The 16,126-nt window shown below is 51.4% G+C and carries 14 protein-coding genes; 5 read left to right on the forward strand and 9 right to left on the reverse strand.

What is annotated here, in order from left to right:
* The first annotated feature begins 71 nt into the window (after positions 1–71).
* Genes acpS through ACOQPU_RS11940 form a run of 4 tightly spaced genes read left to right on the forward strand, consistent with a single transcriptional unit; the run spans position 72 to position 2,581 of the window.
* On the forward strand, positions 72–437 hold the full coding sequence (gene acpS / locus ACOQPU_RS11925) for a holo-ACP synthase (protein WP_420645333.1): 366 nt from the start codon (positions 72–74) through the stop codon (positions 435–437).
* Positions 438–440: 3 nt separating this feature from the next.
* Positions 441–938, forward strand: a complete 498-nt coding sequence (locus ACOQPU_RS11930; RefSeq protein WP_420645334.1) for a hypothetical protein — start codon at positions 441–443, stop codon at positions 936–938.
* Positions 939–976: 38 nt separating this feature from the next.
* Entirely contained in the window at positions 977–1,735 is a 759-nt protein-coding gene (locus ACOQPU_RS11935) for an alpha/beta fold hydrolase (protein WP_420645335.1), read from the forward strand.
* A 3-nt stretch (positions 1,736–1,738) separates the two neighbouring features.
* Positions 1,739–2,581 (forward strand): PIG-L family deacetylase, encoded by an 843-nt coding sequence (locus ACOQPU_RS11940; protein ID WP_420645336.1) that lies wholly within the window; start codon positions 1,739–1,741, stop codon positions 2,579–2,581.
* A 23-nt stretch (positions 2,582–2,604) separates the two neighbouring features.
* Here ACOQPU_RS11940 and ACOQPU_RS11945 read toward each other — a convergent pair whose 3' ends face one another.
* The 8 genes from ACOQPU_RS11945 to ACOQPU_RS11980 all read right to left on the reverse strand — a co-directional run bounded on the left by ACOQPU_RS11945 (position 2,605) and on the right by ACOQPU_RS11980 (position 13,178).
* Entirely contained in the window at positions 2,605–3,888 is a 1,284-nt protein-coding gene (locus ACOQPU_RS11945) for a tetratricopeptide repeat protein (protein WP_420645337.1), read from the reverse strand.
* A 72-nt stretch (positions 3,889–3,960) separates the two neighbouring features.
* The gene (locus tag ACOQPU_RS11950; protein WP_420645338.1) at positions 3,961–6,411 is read right to left on the reverse strand and encodes a GAF domain-containing protein; all 2,451 of its coding nucleotides are present in this window, start codon (positions 6,409–6,411) and stop codon (positions 3,961–3,963) included.
* A 233-nt stretch (positions 6,412–6,644) separates the two neighbouring features.
* Positions 6,645–7,463, reverse strand: a complete 819-nt coding sequence (locus tag ACOQPU_RS11955) for a 16S rRNA methyltransferase (RefSeq protein WP_420645339.1) — start codon at positions 7,461–7,463, stop codon at positions 6,645–6,647.
* A gap of 3 nt (positions 7,464–7,466) precedes the next feature.
* Entirely contained in the window at positions 7,467–8,561 is a 1,095-nt protein-coding gene (locus ACOQPU_RS11960) for a tRNA-ribosyltransferase family protein (RefSeq protein WP_420645340.1), read from the reverse strand.
* Positions 8,554–9,717, reverse strand: a complete 1,164-nt coding sequence (locus ACOQPU_RS11965) for a glycosyltransferase family 4 protein (RefSeq protein ID WP_420645341.1) — start codon at positions 9,715–9,717, stop codon at positions 8,554–8,556. Before ACOQPU_RS11965 ends, ACOQPU_RS11960 begins: the two co-directional genes overlap by 8 nt.
* A gap of 14 nt (positions 9,718–9,731) precedes the next feature.
* Positions 9,732–11,219 carry a lipopolysaccharide biosynthesis protein gene (locus tag ACOQPU_RS11970; protein ID WP_420645342.1) on the reverse strand — a complete coding sequence of 496 codons (1,488 nt, stop codon included), beginning with the start codon at positions 11,217–11,219 and terminating at the stop codon, positions 9,732–9,734.
* A 34-nt stretch (positions 11,220–11,253) separates the two neighbouring features.
* A complete protein-coding gene (locus ACOQPU_RS11975) occupies positions 11,254–12,126 on the reverse strand; it encodes a sulfotransferase family protein (protein WP_420645343.1) in 873 nt (290 codons plus the stop codon).
* Positions 12,127–12,203: 77 nt separating this feature from the next.
* Positions 12,204–13,178 (reverse strand): sulfotransferase family protein, encoded by a 975-nt coding sequence (locus ACOQPU_RS11980; RefSeq protein WP_420645344.1) that lies wholly within the window; start codon positions 13,176–13,178, stop codon positions 12,204–12,206.
* Between the two features lie 54 nt (positions 13,179–13,232).
* Here ACOQPU_RS11980 and ACOQPU_RS11985 point away from each other — a divergent pair, with 54 nt between their 5' ends.
* Positions 13,233–14,666: an RsmF rRNA methyltransferase first C-terminal domain-containing protein gene (locus ACOQPU_RS11985; RefSeq protein WP_420645345.1), complete on the forward strand. Its 1,434-nt coding sequence runs from the start codon at positions 13,233–13,235 to the stop codon at positions 14,664–14,666.
* Positions 14,667–14,708: 42 nt separating this feature from the next.
* Here ACOQPU_RS11985 and ACOQPU_RS11990 read toward each other — a convergent pair whose 3' ends face one another.
* Complete coding sequence (locus tag ACOQPU_RS11990) at positions 14,709–16,019, reverse strand: nucleotide sugar dehydrogenase (protein ID WP_420645346.1); 1,311 nt, start codon at positions 16,017–16,019, stop codon at positions 14,709–14,711.
* Positions 16,020–16,126 lie beyond the last annotated feature (107 nt).

The following is a 16,126-nucleotide window of genomic DNA, read 5'->3' on the forward strand; positions in this document are numbered from 1 at the left end:
CTGGCAGTCCTGTGAGGCAACAATTCAGTTAATCGAACCGAGGACTGCCACTCCTCCATAATGGGGAAAGTATGCTAGCCGTTGGCGTGGACATGATCGAAATAGCGCGCATTGAACGGGGCATTGCTCGCCACGGCGACCGCTTTTTGCATCGGTTTTTTACGGCGCAAGAGATTGCATATTGTGACGGCCGTATTCCCAGCCTCGCCGGTCGTTTTGCCATTAAAGAAGCGGTGGGCAAAGCATTAGGCACCGGCATTGGCGATATTCGCTGGACTGACGTGGAAGTGGTGTGCGACGGGCGCGGCAAGCCCAAACTGCGTCTGCATAACAGTGCCAGCACCCTGGCTACGAGCAAAGGGTGGGCAAAGTGGGACATCAGCCTTTCACACACAGATACACACGCCATTGGTTTTGTAGTAGCGTTGGGAAATTGAACAATGATTGCTTTCTCAGGATCAGTAACTGACAATATCGAGCTGGAATTTCGCAATCTTTATTATCGGCGACCCAAAATTTATCCTATCTTATACTCAGTTTTTGGCGTTTTATCGTTGATAATTGGCATAATCACATTGGCACCAGCGGGAAATATCGGTGAGCCAATAATTGGTATTTTAATATTGCTATCGGCTATTTTTCTGTTTGTGGCAGCCTTTCGATTACAACACATTTGGTGGCGTTGGTGGTGGCCGAAATTTCTGAGACTTTTTGGTAGGCGACTAAACGGTGAAATCTCGGAACGTGGAATAAGGTTCTCAACAAATGGACAGACTGTGGAATGGAAACATTTAGTTGCGTTCAAGAAATCTCCAACGCTTGTCATTATTTATTTCGATAAAGCCTCAGCCTACCCAATTCACCAAAAAATGATAAATAATTCATCTGAGTGGCAAACACTCATGGCACTTGTCAAGAAAAATATTCGGCAAATATAGAAATCGTAATGGAATAACCTTGCAGGAGGACGCGTATCATGACAACTTGGACAGCCCCGGACGGCTCAGAGATCAATTTTGAACAGTATGGCACTTCAGATTCAACCAAACCATATTTGCTGCTGCTCCCCGGCCTTTTGGGAGCCATCAGCAGCCAGTGGCGGCCGTTTTTAAAGCCACTGGCTGAACATTATCAACTGTTACTGGTAGATTTACGCGGACACGGCCGTTCCAAAAACAACGCCTCTACCCTCAACATTACCCAAATGGCTGATGACCTCCTTGGCGTGCTGGATTCGCTAAACATCGCGCGACTGCATATTGCCGGGTACAGCATGGGTGGCTACCTGGGCCTTATGCTGGCGATGCGCCAACCCCGCCGCGTTGCCACTTTGCTCATGCACGGCACCAAATTTTTTTGGACAACCGAAGCTGCTGCCAAAATGCAGCAGCAGTTAAATCCCGACACAATGGCTGAAAAGGTGCCCACGTATGCCGATCAGCTTGTAAAAGACCACGGCATCCGACAGTGGCGTACCTTGGTGCGGCAAGCAGCGGCTCTTACTGCAGAGTTGGTAGAAAATGGTATCGCGGAACGGCAGCTTAAAAATGTGCAGGTTCCCGTGCTGGTGAGCGTCGGTGACCGGGACGAACTGGTACTGCTGCCCGAAGCGTTCCGCCTGAGCCGTGCCCTGCCCCAAGGCCAACTGTTGGTGCTTCCCAACACACGTCATCCCTTGCAAACCGTGCAGTTGGTTCCCCTGCTGGCAATGATGCAAACGTTTCACACAGAATAGACGATGACCAAACGAACCTTACTTGCTATCCTGGCCCACCCGGATGACGAATCCTTTGGCCCTGGTGGTACTTTCGCTCGCTATGCTCACGAAGGTGTCGATGTTCACATCGCCATTGCCACCGACGGCGCAGCTGGCTCTGTGGCGGAGGGGTATGAAGATGCCCGGGAGAAGCTGGCAGAAGTACGGGCTAAAGAGTTGGAAACGGCCGTTTCCATCCTCGGCGGCACGCTGCACACACTCGGCTACCGGGATTCTGGCTACATTGGCGACCCAGCCAACGAACATCCAGAAGCGTTTGTGCAGGCAGATGAGCAGGAAGCCATTGGGCGGGTTGTCAAGCTCATTCGGGAAATACGGCCGCATGTCGTCGTGACCCACGATGAAACGGGCGGCTACTTCCATCCAGATCATATCCAATGTTGGAAGATCACCGTCCCTGCCTTCCACGCCGCTGGCGATCCTGAGCAGTTTCCAGAGATCGGCCCTGCGCCCCACCAACCTGAACGGCTTTACTTTACCGCCTTCCCCAACACCTGGGTGAAGGTGCTGATCTTTCTGTTCCGATTGCGCGGGCAAGACCCAACCAAATTTGGGCGCAACAAAGATATTGACATGACGCGCGTCGGCGTGGACAGAAAGAAGTTACATGCCTTTATTGATTATCGAGCGTATTGGGACGTGAAGCGCGAAGCCAGCGCGGCTCATGCCAGCCAAGGGGGCGGCGGGGCTTTGGGTTGGCTGCCTGAAGGTATCCAAAAGCGGTTGCTAGCTCGTGACACGTTTATCCGCGCCCATCCACCCACCCCGAAAGGCTTCCGCGAGAAAGATTTATTCGCCGAATAAGCAACCCTGCATTTGTAAAGTTGTTACGCTTCTCTGGGAAGTTGATTGAGTACGGCCGTTACCGCCGGAGCTTGTAAAAATTGCGCCTTTAACGCCTCATCTGTAAATGGTTCAGCAATTTGCTGAATGACTTCTGCGGCAATGCGATTGTGCACATTGGCTAGCGTTGGAACTTGAGCAATGCGCGCCAGAGCTGCATGTAGTTGCCACAGCAGCACCCGATTATCAATCTCATGCGCCAGGAAAATAGCTTGCTGCCACATCTCCTCGGCCTTGGCGTGGTTCCCAGCCATTTGCCGGAACAGGCCAGCCGCAAAAAGTCCATTCGCGCGATGCCAGCGGGATTGCCCCGGCTCAGTCGTCGCCGCTAGCAACGTGGCCGCATACTTCTCGCCCGCAGCATCTCCCTGATGCCAAGCCACCCGCGCCAGCGCGTACAGCGTATGCAGTTGAATTTCCGGCGATTTGATTTCCTGGGCCAAATCGTAGGCACGCTGTAAAAATTGGTGGCTTTCAGCCCATTCCGCTTGCTGAGCTAAATCCAGACCCAAATTGCGGCACAGGTCAGCTTCCAGCAGGCGGAATTTTGCTACTTCTGCCAGGGCCAGCCCCTCGCGATGGCAGGCCAGGGCTTCATCGGTAGCGTAAAGAAGTTGGTAACATTCCCCCAGATTATTGAGACCGGAGACGAGGCTGCTGCGCCGATTCACCTTTCTGGCTAGAGCCAGGCTTTTTTCAAAAGCGTGAATTGCTTCGTACAGGTGCCCGGTAGTGGCATGGGCAATTCCCATCTGGTTGTTGGATTGCACCTGGCCATAAATATCATTTAGCTGCTCAAAAAGGGCGTTGGCCTGGTTCAGATAGCTGGCAGCCTGATTCACACCCCCTTGCAGCAGGTAGGTGCCACCGAGGGCGGCCAATGCTTTAGCGCGTCCGGGCGTATAGTTGAGGGCGGTGGAGAGGTCTAGTGCTTCCTGGCACGCTTTGAGGGAACGGCCGTACTGCCCCAACCCGCGCGAACGATTGCCAATCAACACCAAGGCTTCCACGGCATGTTGGCTACTCCCCGCTTCCAGATAATATTGCTCGTAAGCAGCCAGTGCCGCCACCTGCTCCCCTAACTCGCTCAGCAAATCACCGCGCTCTTTCAGGCTGATGAGCCGGGCATTTTTGATGGTATCTACCTCTGTTTGGGGATCAGTTTCAGCCAAAATCTGAGTATATTGATCCACAGCATCCCAGAAACGGCCGTGTTGGGTAGCAATTCTGGCACGTTCAATTTGTTGGTCGAAGGTTGAAGCAATCATGCCCCCAAGGGTAGCTAAATAGGCTTACAGCGGCAATAAAGATCGAGGTAATTTCGTGTAAGGGGCGAGAAATTAGCTGGCTTGGAGAAAATTTTCGGGGACGTTGGCGGGGAGTTCAACGGTGAAACAAGCACCTTGAGCGGGCAAATTTTCAACGCGAATCGTGCCACGATGTGCCGTCACAATCCCCTTAACCGCAGATAGGCCTACACCAGACCCTTTGGCTGTGAGTCCTTCTTGAATGCCCCGGAAGAATTTATCAAATACGTGTGGTAAATCTTTTTCTGGGATGCCTGGTCCCTGGTCTGCTACCTGAATTACAACAGTGTCATCACTGTATGTTGTGGTTACTGTCACCTGGGTTGCTTCTGGGGAATATTTAATGGCGTTGTCTACCAAGTTGAGGAGCATATGATACAAACGCAGGCCATCGCCGCTAAATTTGTAGGGCGTGCCGTTGGTAACGGCCGTTATTTCAATCGACTTGCTCAAAGCAGCACCCTTACTGTCTCGCAACACTTTCGCCGTTATATCTTCCAGATCAACCATTTCTTGGGACAGCTGGATTGCATCATCCTGGCCAACTGTATCCAGAAGTTGGACGATCATGTCTAGCATCCGGTCTGCCGCCACGTTAATCTCCGACAGGAACCGTTTGCCCTTGTCACTCAACGTTTCCGTCCGCTCCAAAAGATTGGCGTACCCTGTGACTGCCATCAGGGGATTTTTGAGATCATGCGACAGCATATGCATAAATTCAGACCGATCTTCTTCTAACTGCTTCACATAGGTAATATCTTGCATCATGGCGATGGTACCGATGCCATCTACATGTTCTGTGGTTGAGAGATAGGTTTCGTTGCCAATTTTTACTTCAACGGTACGTCCTATGCTGCTAGAGATTGCTTCAAAAAATTGAGACATGTTGGCCTTGAGCAGCCGTTGGGCAGCGTCATTAGAAACCAACAAATTGCCCAAATCATCCAAAATGGTCAGCGGCTCCGAGAGCGTACTCCCCATCGCCATGATAGCACCTCGCTGACGCTCAACATTGGCGTAAAGACGGGCATTTTCAACGGCCGTTGCCACTGGCAGCGCAAAAGAACGCAACAAGGCCGCATCCTCTTCTGAAAAAAGTGTGCCGGGTTGGCTGTGCAGCACCAAAACGCCAACAACATCCCCTTGAACTTTGAGGGGAACAGCGGCCATAGGCACATTAGCTTGCGGCGTAATAAGATCAAGCTGCTCATCAAACCCTGGGTAATTGGAAATGTTGTTGGTGATGATAGATTCGCCCTGAGAAACCACTTGCCCCAAAATGCCTCGTCCTAACGGATAAATTGGCAGCTCTGACGTGTCGCCAAACGGCCGTAACAACGGTTGCTGCTCATCACGTAAATAAATATGCAGATCCGCCACCGGCATGTGGCGCTTCACTTGTGCCACCAGCACTTTGTAAACCTCTTCCATGTTCAAAGAGGCAGAAACCGTGTGAGACAGTTCATTAATTGCTGCCAGTTCCTGCACCCGCTGGCCCAACGCTTTATCTGTGGCCCTGTATAGGCGGGCATTTTGAATAGCAATGGCGGCATAATCGGCAATTGCCCCCAGCAAACGCTCATCTTGATCATCAAACGATTTACCGGGTACTTGATGCGCTGACGCTAATACGCCAAACGTCACACCACCTAGAGTAATCGGTACGTACGCTAATGCTTCTACCAGGTATCCCGTCATGATTTGCTGGGATGCTTCACCTGGCTCTGAATTGGTGCGCAGCGGCTTGCCCGTTTTGATCACACGTCCGGCGGGCGTGTCTTCATCTATGGGCATCCGCGTTCGGCGCAAGCGGGCATCATCAATGCCACGGCGGGCTTCCAAGAATAACTCACCGGTTGCTTCATCTACTAACCAAATGGAGGTTTCGCCAGCGGCCGTCAAGCTCATGGCGGTGGTAACAACCTGATTTAAGACCTCATCCAGGTTTAGCTGGGTGGTAATTGCTTTGCCAATTTGGCCCAGAGCTTCGACCAAGTCGGGGCGGTTTTTGAGGGGAGCTGTTTGCAGATACGGCCGTTTAACAATTTGTATGGTTAGCTCCAGGTTGCCCAAGGAAAGAACATCCCCGTCTGCTAGAGCGTACGGGGTGTTTTGCCCAATGGAACGGCCGTTGCGCCGCGTACCGTTGGTGCTGCCTAAATCAACCACAAACAAATTGGAGGGGGTTGGTCGCAAAGCCACGTGTCGCCGAGACACGCCAAGCTGTTCGGCCCCGTATGGGGTTAAATCAATGAGATCCGCCTCATTTTTGCCGCGCCCCAGATGGATTTCACCATTGATTGATAAACCAAGTTTCTGATGTTCATCAGAGGAAAGCAAAAACAGAACTTGCCAAACAGGCAGTTGGTTTTCATCCACCTCTTTATACGGCACAGGCCGATAAGCTAGCTCATCCGTTAGCAAAGGATCAAGCGCGGGGTCCGATAAAAGCTCAGTTTGTTGATTGATGAGTTCTTGCGACATAAATTCTTACGAGGGTTCTGCTTTGGACATATCTAGCAAAGCAATTATTCCAGTACCTAAACAGGCTGCGTCACCATTTATTAACCTTGACAGAGCAAACTAACAATACATGTTAAGAGATTTTTATAAATAATAGCCCCTCACAGATAATTGCGCCATAACGATGCCAAAGATAACCACATAGGCAAAACCAATTTAAGCTGCCTTTAGCCTCTAAGTTCAAGGGGGTAATTTTACATAATCTCACGAAGGCGCAGCTCTGTTTGTACTAAAAAGGCGAGTTCGGTGGCAAATTCAAACCGTTGCACCCGCCAATTACGGCCGTTTGCCAACGCCTGAAACTGCTGTGTGTAATTTTCCACCATCCCCTTACCCCTCCCACCCAGGCTTTGAGTGGGGTAACTAATGAGCAGGTAACGGCCGTTCAATGAACCCACCAAATTAGCTGCCGCATTTTTGTCTACCTGTTCCAGGCAAGGCAGCGTCTTTAACAACAAAATGAGATCGAACTCGTCGGTCGGTGGGTTGCCGATGATGTCGCGCTGTTGGGTACGGCCGTTTATCCGCGCGATCTCAAAAAAGGCTTGGATAAAGTTGAGCATATCGCTGTAAATGTCTACGGCCGTAAACTGCACCTCTTTTGGCAGCGGCAGCCAGGGGTACGCTAGCGGATTCAGCCCACAGGCTAAATCCAGCACCGTGTGGATCGGGGGCAAATTGGCCAGAATGGTTTGGTAAAACTCATCGAGCATGAGCAAGCGTTCACGAGTGGAGGCGTGGGCCTGCATGAGTTGGTGGCAGGTGGTGCGGAAGTTGGGATGGGAAACGGCCGTTTCCCGCAGCATCTCCAAACTTTTTTCGTAATTCAGCTTTGTCTGCTGGTAAGCACCCCCTACCTGATGCAGCTTGTTCTTGGTCGCCTTCACCGCTTCTTTGAGGGAACGCCGCTTTTCCAGCTCCTGCGCCCCAATGCGCCGGACCAAATCCGGCGCAATCTCCCGATATTTGCTGCTGGCCAAAATTTGTGCCGTCAATCGTTCCAGCTCAGGCATTACTCACCTGCTTTTCCGCAGATTTTCCATTAATTGCATCATAAACCGCAGATTGTGCAGCGTTGCCAGCCGTTGATAGAGCACATCATTGAGGCTATACAGATGGTGCAGATAGCCAAGACTGTAGCGGGTGCAGGTGAGGCAGTCGCAAAACTCCGAAAGCGGGAGGCTGGCTTTGACATACTTTTTGTCTTTGATGTAAATGTAACGGAAGAAGTCGCCTGCCTCGTCTAAATAGCTGGTGTGGGGGTCTGTCGTGAAAATCATGAGACGGCCGTGTCGCGCATCGCGGGTGGGCATGGTACTGTCGAAAATATTGTAGCCCATGCGGGCGCAGGCCAGCACATTGGCGGGATGCCCCACGCCCAAGGCGTGCAACGTGAACTGCGGCGGAATTAAGTTGCGGGTAAGCTGGAGCATGTCGGTAAGAAGATTGCCGTTGGCATCCAGCGGCCAGCCGCCGTAACCGTAGCCGTCGAAGCCAATTTCCAGCAGCCGCTCGGCGCAGTAGCGGCGTAGGCCGGGTTCCGCCCCACCCTGCACGACGGCAATGAGTAACGGCCGCTTCCCTTCACTCAATTCACGCTGCCGCACAATCTTCTCAAATTCTGTCTTGCAGCGCGCCGCCCACTGCACCGTCCGCGCGACCGACTTCTCTTGCTCCACCAGTGAATCGGCCACGTGGGTGCAGTCGTCCAGGCAAATCACCACGTCAGAGCCATAACTGAGCTGAAGCTGAACGCTTTTCTCTGGCATCAGGTTGAATTTGCGGTCGGAGCCTTCAGGGCGAAAAGTGGCACCTTTGTCGCTAATTGAGCCGCTTTTCGCGTTTTGGCGCAACAATGAATAGATTTGAAAGCCGCCAGAATCAGTAAAAATCGGCCGTTGCCAACCCGCCATCTGGTGTAAGCCACCCAATGCCTGAATGGTCGAGGAGCCTGGACGTTGCATCAGATGAAAGGCATTCATCTGCACCGCCTGAATGTGGGCATTTTCTAAATCACGGGCATCCAGCGTCCGCACCACGCCTTGCGTGCCATCAGGCAAAAAAACTGGTAATTGAAGTGTGCCGTGCGGCAATCTGAGTTCCCTAATCATTTAACCTTTTCAATCCGTAAGCCACCCGCTGCTCGAACTGGCGGGCAACCGCGGTGCTGGTAAATTGCTGCAGCACACGCTTATAGCCGTGAGCCACTAATCTCTGCGCCAAAGCCTCGTCTTGCCAAAGGCGAATAACCGCCTGAGCCAATTCTGCTGGCCGCCCTGGCGTGACCAGCAAGCCCGTTTCATCGTGCTTCACGGCATCTGGAATGCCGCCAGCCGCACTAGCCACGACAGGTCGTTTTAGATAATTGGCTTCCAGGTAAACGATGCCGAAGCTTTCAACATTGACTGTATCAGGATTTTCGTGTGGCGTCATCACGAAAAGATCGCTCATTGCCAAAAAGTTGGCCACTTCGGCATGTGCTTTGGCCCCCAAAAACGAAATGTTGGGGTGAACCTTATGCGCTTCAGCCAGGGCTTCTAGCTCCAGTCTGGCTGGCCCATCGCCAAGCACCACATAATGCGCTTGGGGAATAGCTGCCAACACCTCTGGCAAAGCCTGAATAACGGTGTCCAGCCCCTTTGCTCGGGTCAACCGTGCGACAGTCAAAAGAACAAAGTTGTTTTCCAGACCCAGCTCCTGGCGCAGCACGTCTGCCGGGACTGTCACCTGTAGCTCACTTTCGATGATGCTGGGGTGAAGCAAGTGTAGCTTGTTGGGGGGCAGATTGGTGGATTGCTGAACGGCCGTTTTCATCATTGAACTGTTCGGGAACACCATATCGGCCGATTGTAGCAACCACTTGTAAATAGGCCATTGCGGACGGCCGTATACACCCAAAAAATCCAGGCCATGCAAAAAAACGCCAAACGGGGTTCCCCGGCTTCGCTTATTTAAGTAGGCAGCCAAGAGTAAAGAGAGGGTGCCATGTCCGCAAACAACCAGGTCTACTTGCGGCAATTTTCTTAGCTGAAATAAAAATTGAGGCAACATCCACTTCGTATTTCGCACAGAGTACGCCCACCTTTTCTGAGTCAAAAAGCGATGAACGGGAAACCGTTGCTGAGCATCAAAAAGCTCCCAACCAGATGTGGGCGGCGCAATGGCCACCACTTGGTCCGGGGGTAATTGCGATAGAAGACCATAGATGAATTGGGAAATCCCCCCTACCCTTGGCATAAAATCGCTGGCAATAAACGCGTATTTCATATAAATGTGTCGAATTACACAGACCGTTTTGGCAACCAAGAACGGACATCGGCCCACAGTTGGCGAGCGAACGGGTCCAACAGATAAAGAGCCAGCACATAAACAGCCAGCACAACCAGGCCAATCAGCCCGCTAACCAGCAATGGATGCCAAGCAACCTGCTCGAAGCCATAGAGAAGCCCCACGCCCACAGCCGCAGCAACCAACAAAGCCGCGACGCTGTAGCGGAAACGTTTAAAGTATGTTCCCATTCCCAAGTCAATTAAAGAAAAAGCGAGATAAATTGAGAGGAATGAGGTGAAAAATTGTGCCAGATTGTAGCTGACGGACGCGCCGAACGCGCCTTGCTGCACTCCAATCACCAAGGCCAAAATGACAATAGGTGTAGACACAAGTTGGTATTTCCACTGCAAATCCGGGCGACCCATAGACAAATAGAGAATGCTCAATCGGGACATGACAATGCGCTGCAACGCCCCAAAGCACCAAACCAAAAATATGGGAACCAACGCCCCCCATTGCTCACCAAGATAGTAAGGAATTAGCAATGTGCCAACAAGGCCCGCCACCAAAATGGCGGGAGCCAAGCCAGAAAATGTGGCCAAGATGACCTTCACGTAGGTTTCGCGGACTTTTGTAATTTCGTTTTGGATGGCCGACAAAATGGGATAGAGCGTCTGCATGATAACATTGAGAACCTGACCAACGGGTGTCATGATCAGGCGGTTGGCCAGCAGATAAAAACCGGCTTGTTCTGGACCAAGCAATCTGCCGACCAAAATAATGTCGGAGTGGGTAGCGGCAAAGTTGAGGAGGTTGTAGAAGAGAATGTTGCCACTAAATTGCACACTGGGCATGGTGGCGCGTAAATCAAAAAGGGGCTGTGGCCGCCAAGGGGAAGTGAGCCAATAACCAAGTGACAAGATGGCATGTTTGCCTAACTGTAGTACGACGAGGCTCCAGTAAGAGCCGCCACGCACAGCTACAAAGATGGCCAGCAGCGACGAGATGATTGTGGCCAGAATATCTACAATGGCCAATGAGCGGAAGGCCATTTCGCGGGCAAGCAGGCCCCGTTGGATAACGGCAAAGCTCTGCAAGATGAACGTCATGGAGAGGGCAACGAAAATGGGACCAACCCGGTTGTCTTGATAAAACCAACTGAGGAGGGGAGAAACGGCCGTACCCACACCCGCTAGCACCACCCCCAACATCAAATTCAGCCAAAACAAGCTCGACAATATCCGGTTATTCACTTTTTCTTGCTGAATAACGGCCGAATCAAAGCCCATCGTCATGAACACATTGAAGAACTGCACCAGCGCATCGGTCATGCCAATAAGGCCAAAAGCAATAGGATCAAGAATAGAGGCCAATATCAAAACGACAAGGGCTGTCCAAGCGATGCGAAAAGCCTCGGCACTGCCCCGCCAGCAAGTACCAGAAACCATTGTTAGTTTGGTGTTGATATTTTTTTTCAGATCGTACTGTTCTTCATCCATTGACAGATTTTAGCCGCAGCGTTCCCAGAGTTTATTAGGTCAGCCAGTGGGTTAAATCGCGTTGAATCAACGCTTGTAATTGCAAAATGTCGTCTCGGTACAGCGCAATGAGCTGCTGGCGGATCGCCGGCGGAAAGGGTGGCCTGGATAATACGTTTTTCTTGATTTTTTGCTGAATTTTGTTGGGAAGCAGGTATTTGCTCCACTGCAAATTCATTCTCAAATAACGCCACAGCTTGTTCTTGGGAATCCCTGAGACATTATGCTTTTTAGACAAATCGGGCAAAAACGTCGGATCAACCTGCAAAAAGTGGTAAACCTGGCGCATCATCTTTTGTGGGTTTGCCATCAAATCATCATATAAAAAGATGCCAATCTGCTCATGGGGGAACAACTCAAAATAAGGTTGAAGCTGCTGAAAATAATATCCTTTCTGCTGGTAATGCCACAATGGAGACCAATTTTCGGCAATGCGGTGGGGTTCTGCCTGCAAAGCGGCGGCGAAATTTGCCAATGGCTCCTCCGGGGTTCTGGCTCGGCAATGCAAGAAGTTTGAATAGGCCCGGTCTGCTGGATGGCGCAAAATGGCGATTAGCTTGACATGTGGAAGATGGCGGTGAATGTTTACGGCCGTTTCTGGCATATACAAGTACGAAGGTGAAGCCTCCCCCAAAGCAACCGCCTCGCCAGCTTGTTGAAATAGAGATTGGTAAGCCTCGATATTGGTAACGGTCCGCAATTTTTGGGGATCAAAGCCAGGGTCTGTAAAGTTAAGCGGATGACCTATAAAAGAGAAAAAGTGAATCTCTTTAACCGGGCTCATAAAAATTTGCGGATGCTCGTTTAGGTAATGATAAAGCGAGGTCGTGCCAGACTTGTGCGCCCCGATGATTAAAAATGTTGGCATCCTGTTCATCATGCGCCCCTACATTTGGGATTCACCTCTGACATTTGCAGCATCCTTCGTTCGCACAAGCGGCTGGTTTAGACGTAGTAGGGCAAGAAACGGTTGCCCAAGTACGTTTTTAAACCTTCGCCGGGCATTGGCTTTAGCCAGGAATGATGGGTAGAAAGGCGTGGATAGCCAAATTTCTCCCACACATAGGCGGGCAGTGCCTTGTTGAGCAAGCGAATTTCAAAATCATAGATTTCTTCTTTCCATTTGTCTAAACTTGCTGTAGAAATGCCAGACAATTGCGAAACGTAAACGCTATTTCCAGGCCAGGTTTGCCCGGCTGATGTTGGCTGAAGCAACGTTTCCTGAAAGCGAATGCCAACAAATTGGGCCAACTGTTTCATAATATTTTCCGGCTGGGTAACTAAATCTTCATACCGGATTGTGGTGTAGTTTTGTAGCAAACGGCCGTTGCGTAGCAGGTGATAATAGGAGTTGTACAAGGCAAAAATAATTGCCTTCAAAAAAGGATAGCCGTTTTCACTTTTATAGCGGCGTAAGGAAACAAAATTAGCGTAAGGATTACGAACGATGTGGATAAACTTGGCATCGGGAAATAGCTGATCGAGTTCCAGAGCAAATTCAGCTTGCTCAACAGATTTTTCCACAACCCTCTTGTGTACATCTAGCGGAAAACCGTACAATGAGAAGTGGATAGCCTGGAAAACGGCCGTAAATAATGCTGCTGGCTCAGAGGCATTTGCCGTAGCCAACTGCTCCCGAAAAGTGGATACATCCCAGTGCTGCACCGTAACATTATCTGACTGAGCATCCGCTAACGTGTTGTATTCAGCAATCATTGATGTGAAGGCAGCCACAATTTCATCTTTAGACATCTCTTTTGGCTGTCTGCGGCGCAAATAGTAATCTACCCAATAACCTGACCTTTCAAACAAATGGGTTTCCTTAGGAATAACAAATAAATCTGGGTGGCCATCAAATAAACTGCGTAACAAACTGGTGCCAGATTTATGTGCACCGAGTAGAAATATGGGCTGTTTCATGCAAGATTTTATTCGCTCACGCTACGGAATCTGTTCGTAAAATACATTCAAGTTATGTCAAATGATCTTGTAATGCCGCCAGCAGATTTTCTGGCCAAGATGTCCGACCTGCTGGAAGAAGAATATCATCAATTTGAGCAAAGCTACCGCCAATCTTCAACGACTGGACTGCGGGTAAACACGCTAAAACTGAGCAGCTCCGATTTTAGCACCCTTTCACCGTTTGCGCTGAAAGCGGTGGGCGCGCACGAACCTGATGGTTTTCTAGTGCCAGACGGCAGCCAACCGGGTAGCCATCCCTACCATGCGGCGGGGCTGTACTACTTGCAAGAGCCGTCGGCGATGGTTGTAGGCGGCTTGGTTGCTGCCCAGCCGGGGGAGCTGGTGCTGGATTTAGCGGCTGCGCCAGGTGGCAAGGCGACCCATCTGGCGGCACAAATGCGGGGGCGTGGGCTGCTGGTGGCCAACGATGTTCACACGAGCCGCGCTCGCCTGCTGGCAGAAAACATGACGCGCTGGAGCGCAACCAACGCGCTCATCACCAGTGCAGAGCCAGACCATCTGGCGGCGCAGTTTGGCTCCATTTTTGACCGGGTGCTGGTAGATGCCCCTTGCTCTGGGGAGGGGATGTTGCGCAAACTGGCTTTTGCGGGCAAGCGTGAGGCATTTGAGTGGAATGAGGAGGTTGTGCTAGCGTGTTCGAGGCGGCAAACGGCCGTGCTGCACACTGCCGCCCACCTTGTAAAACCAGGGGGACGGCTGGTGTATGCCACCTGCACCTTCTCGCCAGAGGAAAATGAAGTGGTCGTGGCACAATTCCTACGCGACTTTCCCCAATTTGAACTGATCGATCCGCCGCGCTTTGCTGGCTTTGGCGTGGGACGGCCGTCTTGGGTAGAGGCGTCGCTGGCAGATAATTCTCTGCAAAAATGCGTACGTCTATGGCCACATCAATTTTCCGGCGAAGGTCATTTTATTGCCGTGATGCAGCATGTTGGTGATGAAAAACCTCAGAGGCTTGTAAAACCTCTGAAGTTTATACCGCCGAGCAAGAATGAATTGGCAGTCTGGCAAGCGTTTGCGCAAGAAAATTTGCGGTTTGAGGTGGATGAGGCGCGTTTGTTGTTGGTAAACAGCCGTCTCTACCTACTGCCCGAAATGGCTCTGGAAACGGGCAACCTGCACCTAATCCGGTACGGTTTGCTGCTAGGTGAAATTCGCAAAGGGCATTTCCGCCCCGATCATGCCCTGGCACTGGTACTCACACCTGAGGCAGCGGCACAATCTGTAAATTTTGCCACCGACTCGGACGAGATTGCTGCCTATTGGCAAGGGCTGGATATACCAAGCGGGGGGCCGAACGGCTGGCTTTTAGTTGCAGTAAATGGCTTTGTGATGGGCTGGGGGAAGTGTGTGAACGGCCGTATTAAAAACCATTATCCGCGTGGCTTGCGGAGAAACAGAGATTGGCGTTTAGAAAACGGGTAATTTTAGCAACAAATTGCGCGAATTAGCACCAAAAATTTATTGCTACAGGGTGAGCAAACGGCCGTTTACCCGGTCATTTTTCAGCGCATTGCGCGTATCTACAATGAGCGGTGCATGTTGGGTAATAAGCTGGTAGTCGAAGGCGGCGTGGTTGGTCACGATCACCACACAGTCTGCCTGTTGCAGGGAAACGGCCGTGAGCGACACCGATTCGGCTGTGAAATCATCTAGCGTCAGGCTAGGAACGTGCGGGTCATGGTAGCAAATCTCAGCCCCCTGGGCTTGCAGCAGGTGGATGATGTCTAACGCTGGGCTTTCGCGCACGTCGGCGACGTTGGGTTTGTAGGCCACGCCAAGCAGCAGGATTTGGCTTCCGTTCACTGCCTTCCGCATTTCGTTTAGCCCGGCAGCAATTTTACCAACCGTGTAGGCAGGCATCGCGCTATTTACCTCGGCAGCCAACTCAATGAAGCGAGCCGTGTAGTTGAGGGTACGCAGCTTCCAGCTAAGATAGTGGGGATCAACGGGGATGCAATGGCCGCCCAGGCCGGGACCAGGGTAGAATGGCATAAAGCCATACGGCTTGGTGGCTGCTGCCTCAACCACTTCCCATACGTTCAGCCCCAGGCGGTCACACATCAAAGCGACTTCGTTCACCAAACCAATGTTGACGGCACGAAACGTGTTTTCCAGCAGCTTGACCATCTCGGCGGCGGCGGTACTGGAGACGGGAACGGGTTGGGCAACGATGGTACTGTAGAGAGCAACGGCCGTTTCCTGGCAAGCATCGGTCATCCCCCCTATCACTTTCGGCGTGTTGTACACAGTGTAATCGGTACGGCCCGGATCGATCCGCTCTGGTGAAAAAGCGAGAAAAAAGTCGCGCCCCACCCGGTCACCATTGTGGATAAGCCGGGGCAGGATGACCTCTTCAGTAGTGCCGGGATAGGTGGTAGATTCGAGCACAACCAGCTTACCGGTTGCCCCGACGCGAGAGATGTTTTCGGCCGCATCGATGATGTAGGAAATGTCCGGGTCTTTGGTTTTTCGTAATGGCGTGGGTACACAAATGGAGATGGCATCGGTATCGGCAAGTTGTTGGTAATCGGTGGTGGGTTGGAAACGGCCGTTTGCCACCAGTGGCACAATCTCAGCCGCAGGCACATCATCAATGTAGCTTTGGCCATCCCGCAACAAATTCACCTTACGCTGTGAGACATCTACCCCCTTGACAGAAAATCCTGCTTGGGCAAAGGCGATAGCCAGCGGGAGACCCACATATCCCAAACCTACAATACCAATTTGAGCCTGGCGATTTTCTATTTTTTGCAATAATTGTTCTTTCCTTTCCATAGAATTCAACGGTATCCTTTACAGTATATCTCTAGGTAGCGGGAGTATAGCGGGGAACGGCCGTTCGGTTCAAGACGCTTTATACCTACTAGCCACATCATAAAGGA

This window comes from Candidatus Leptofilum sp., assembly GCF_965223285.1.
Lineage (GTDB): Bacteria > Chloroflexota > Anaerolineae > Promineifilales > Promineifilaceae > Leptofilum.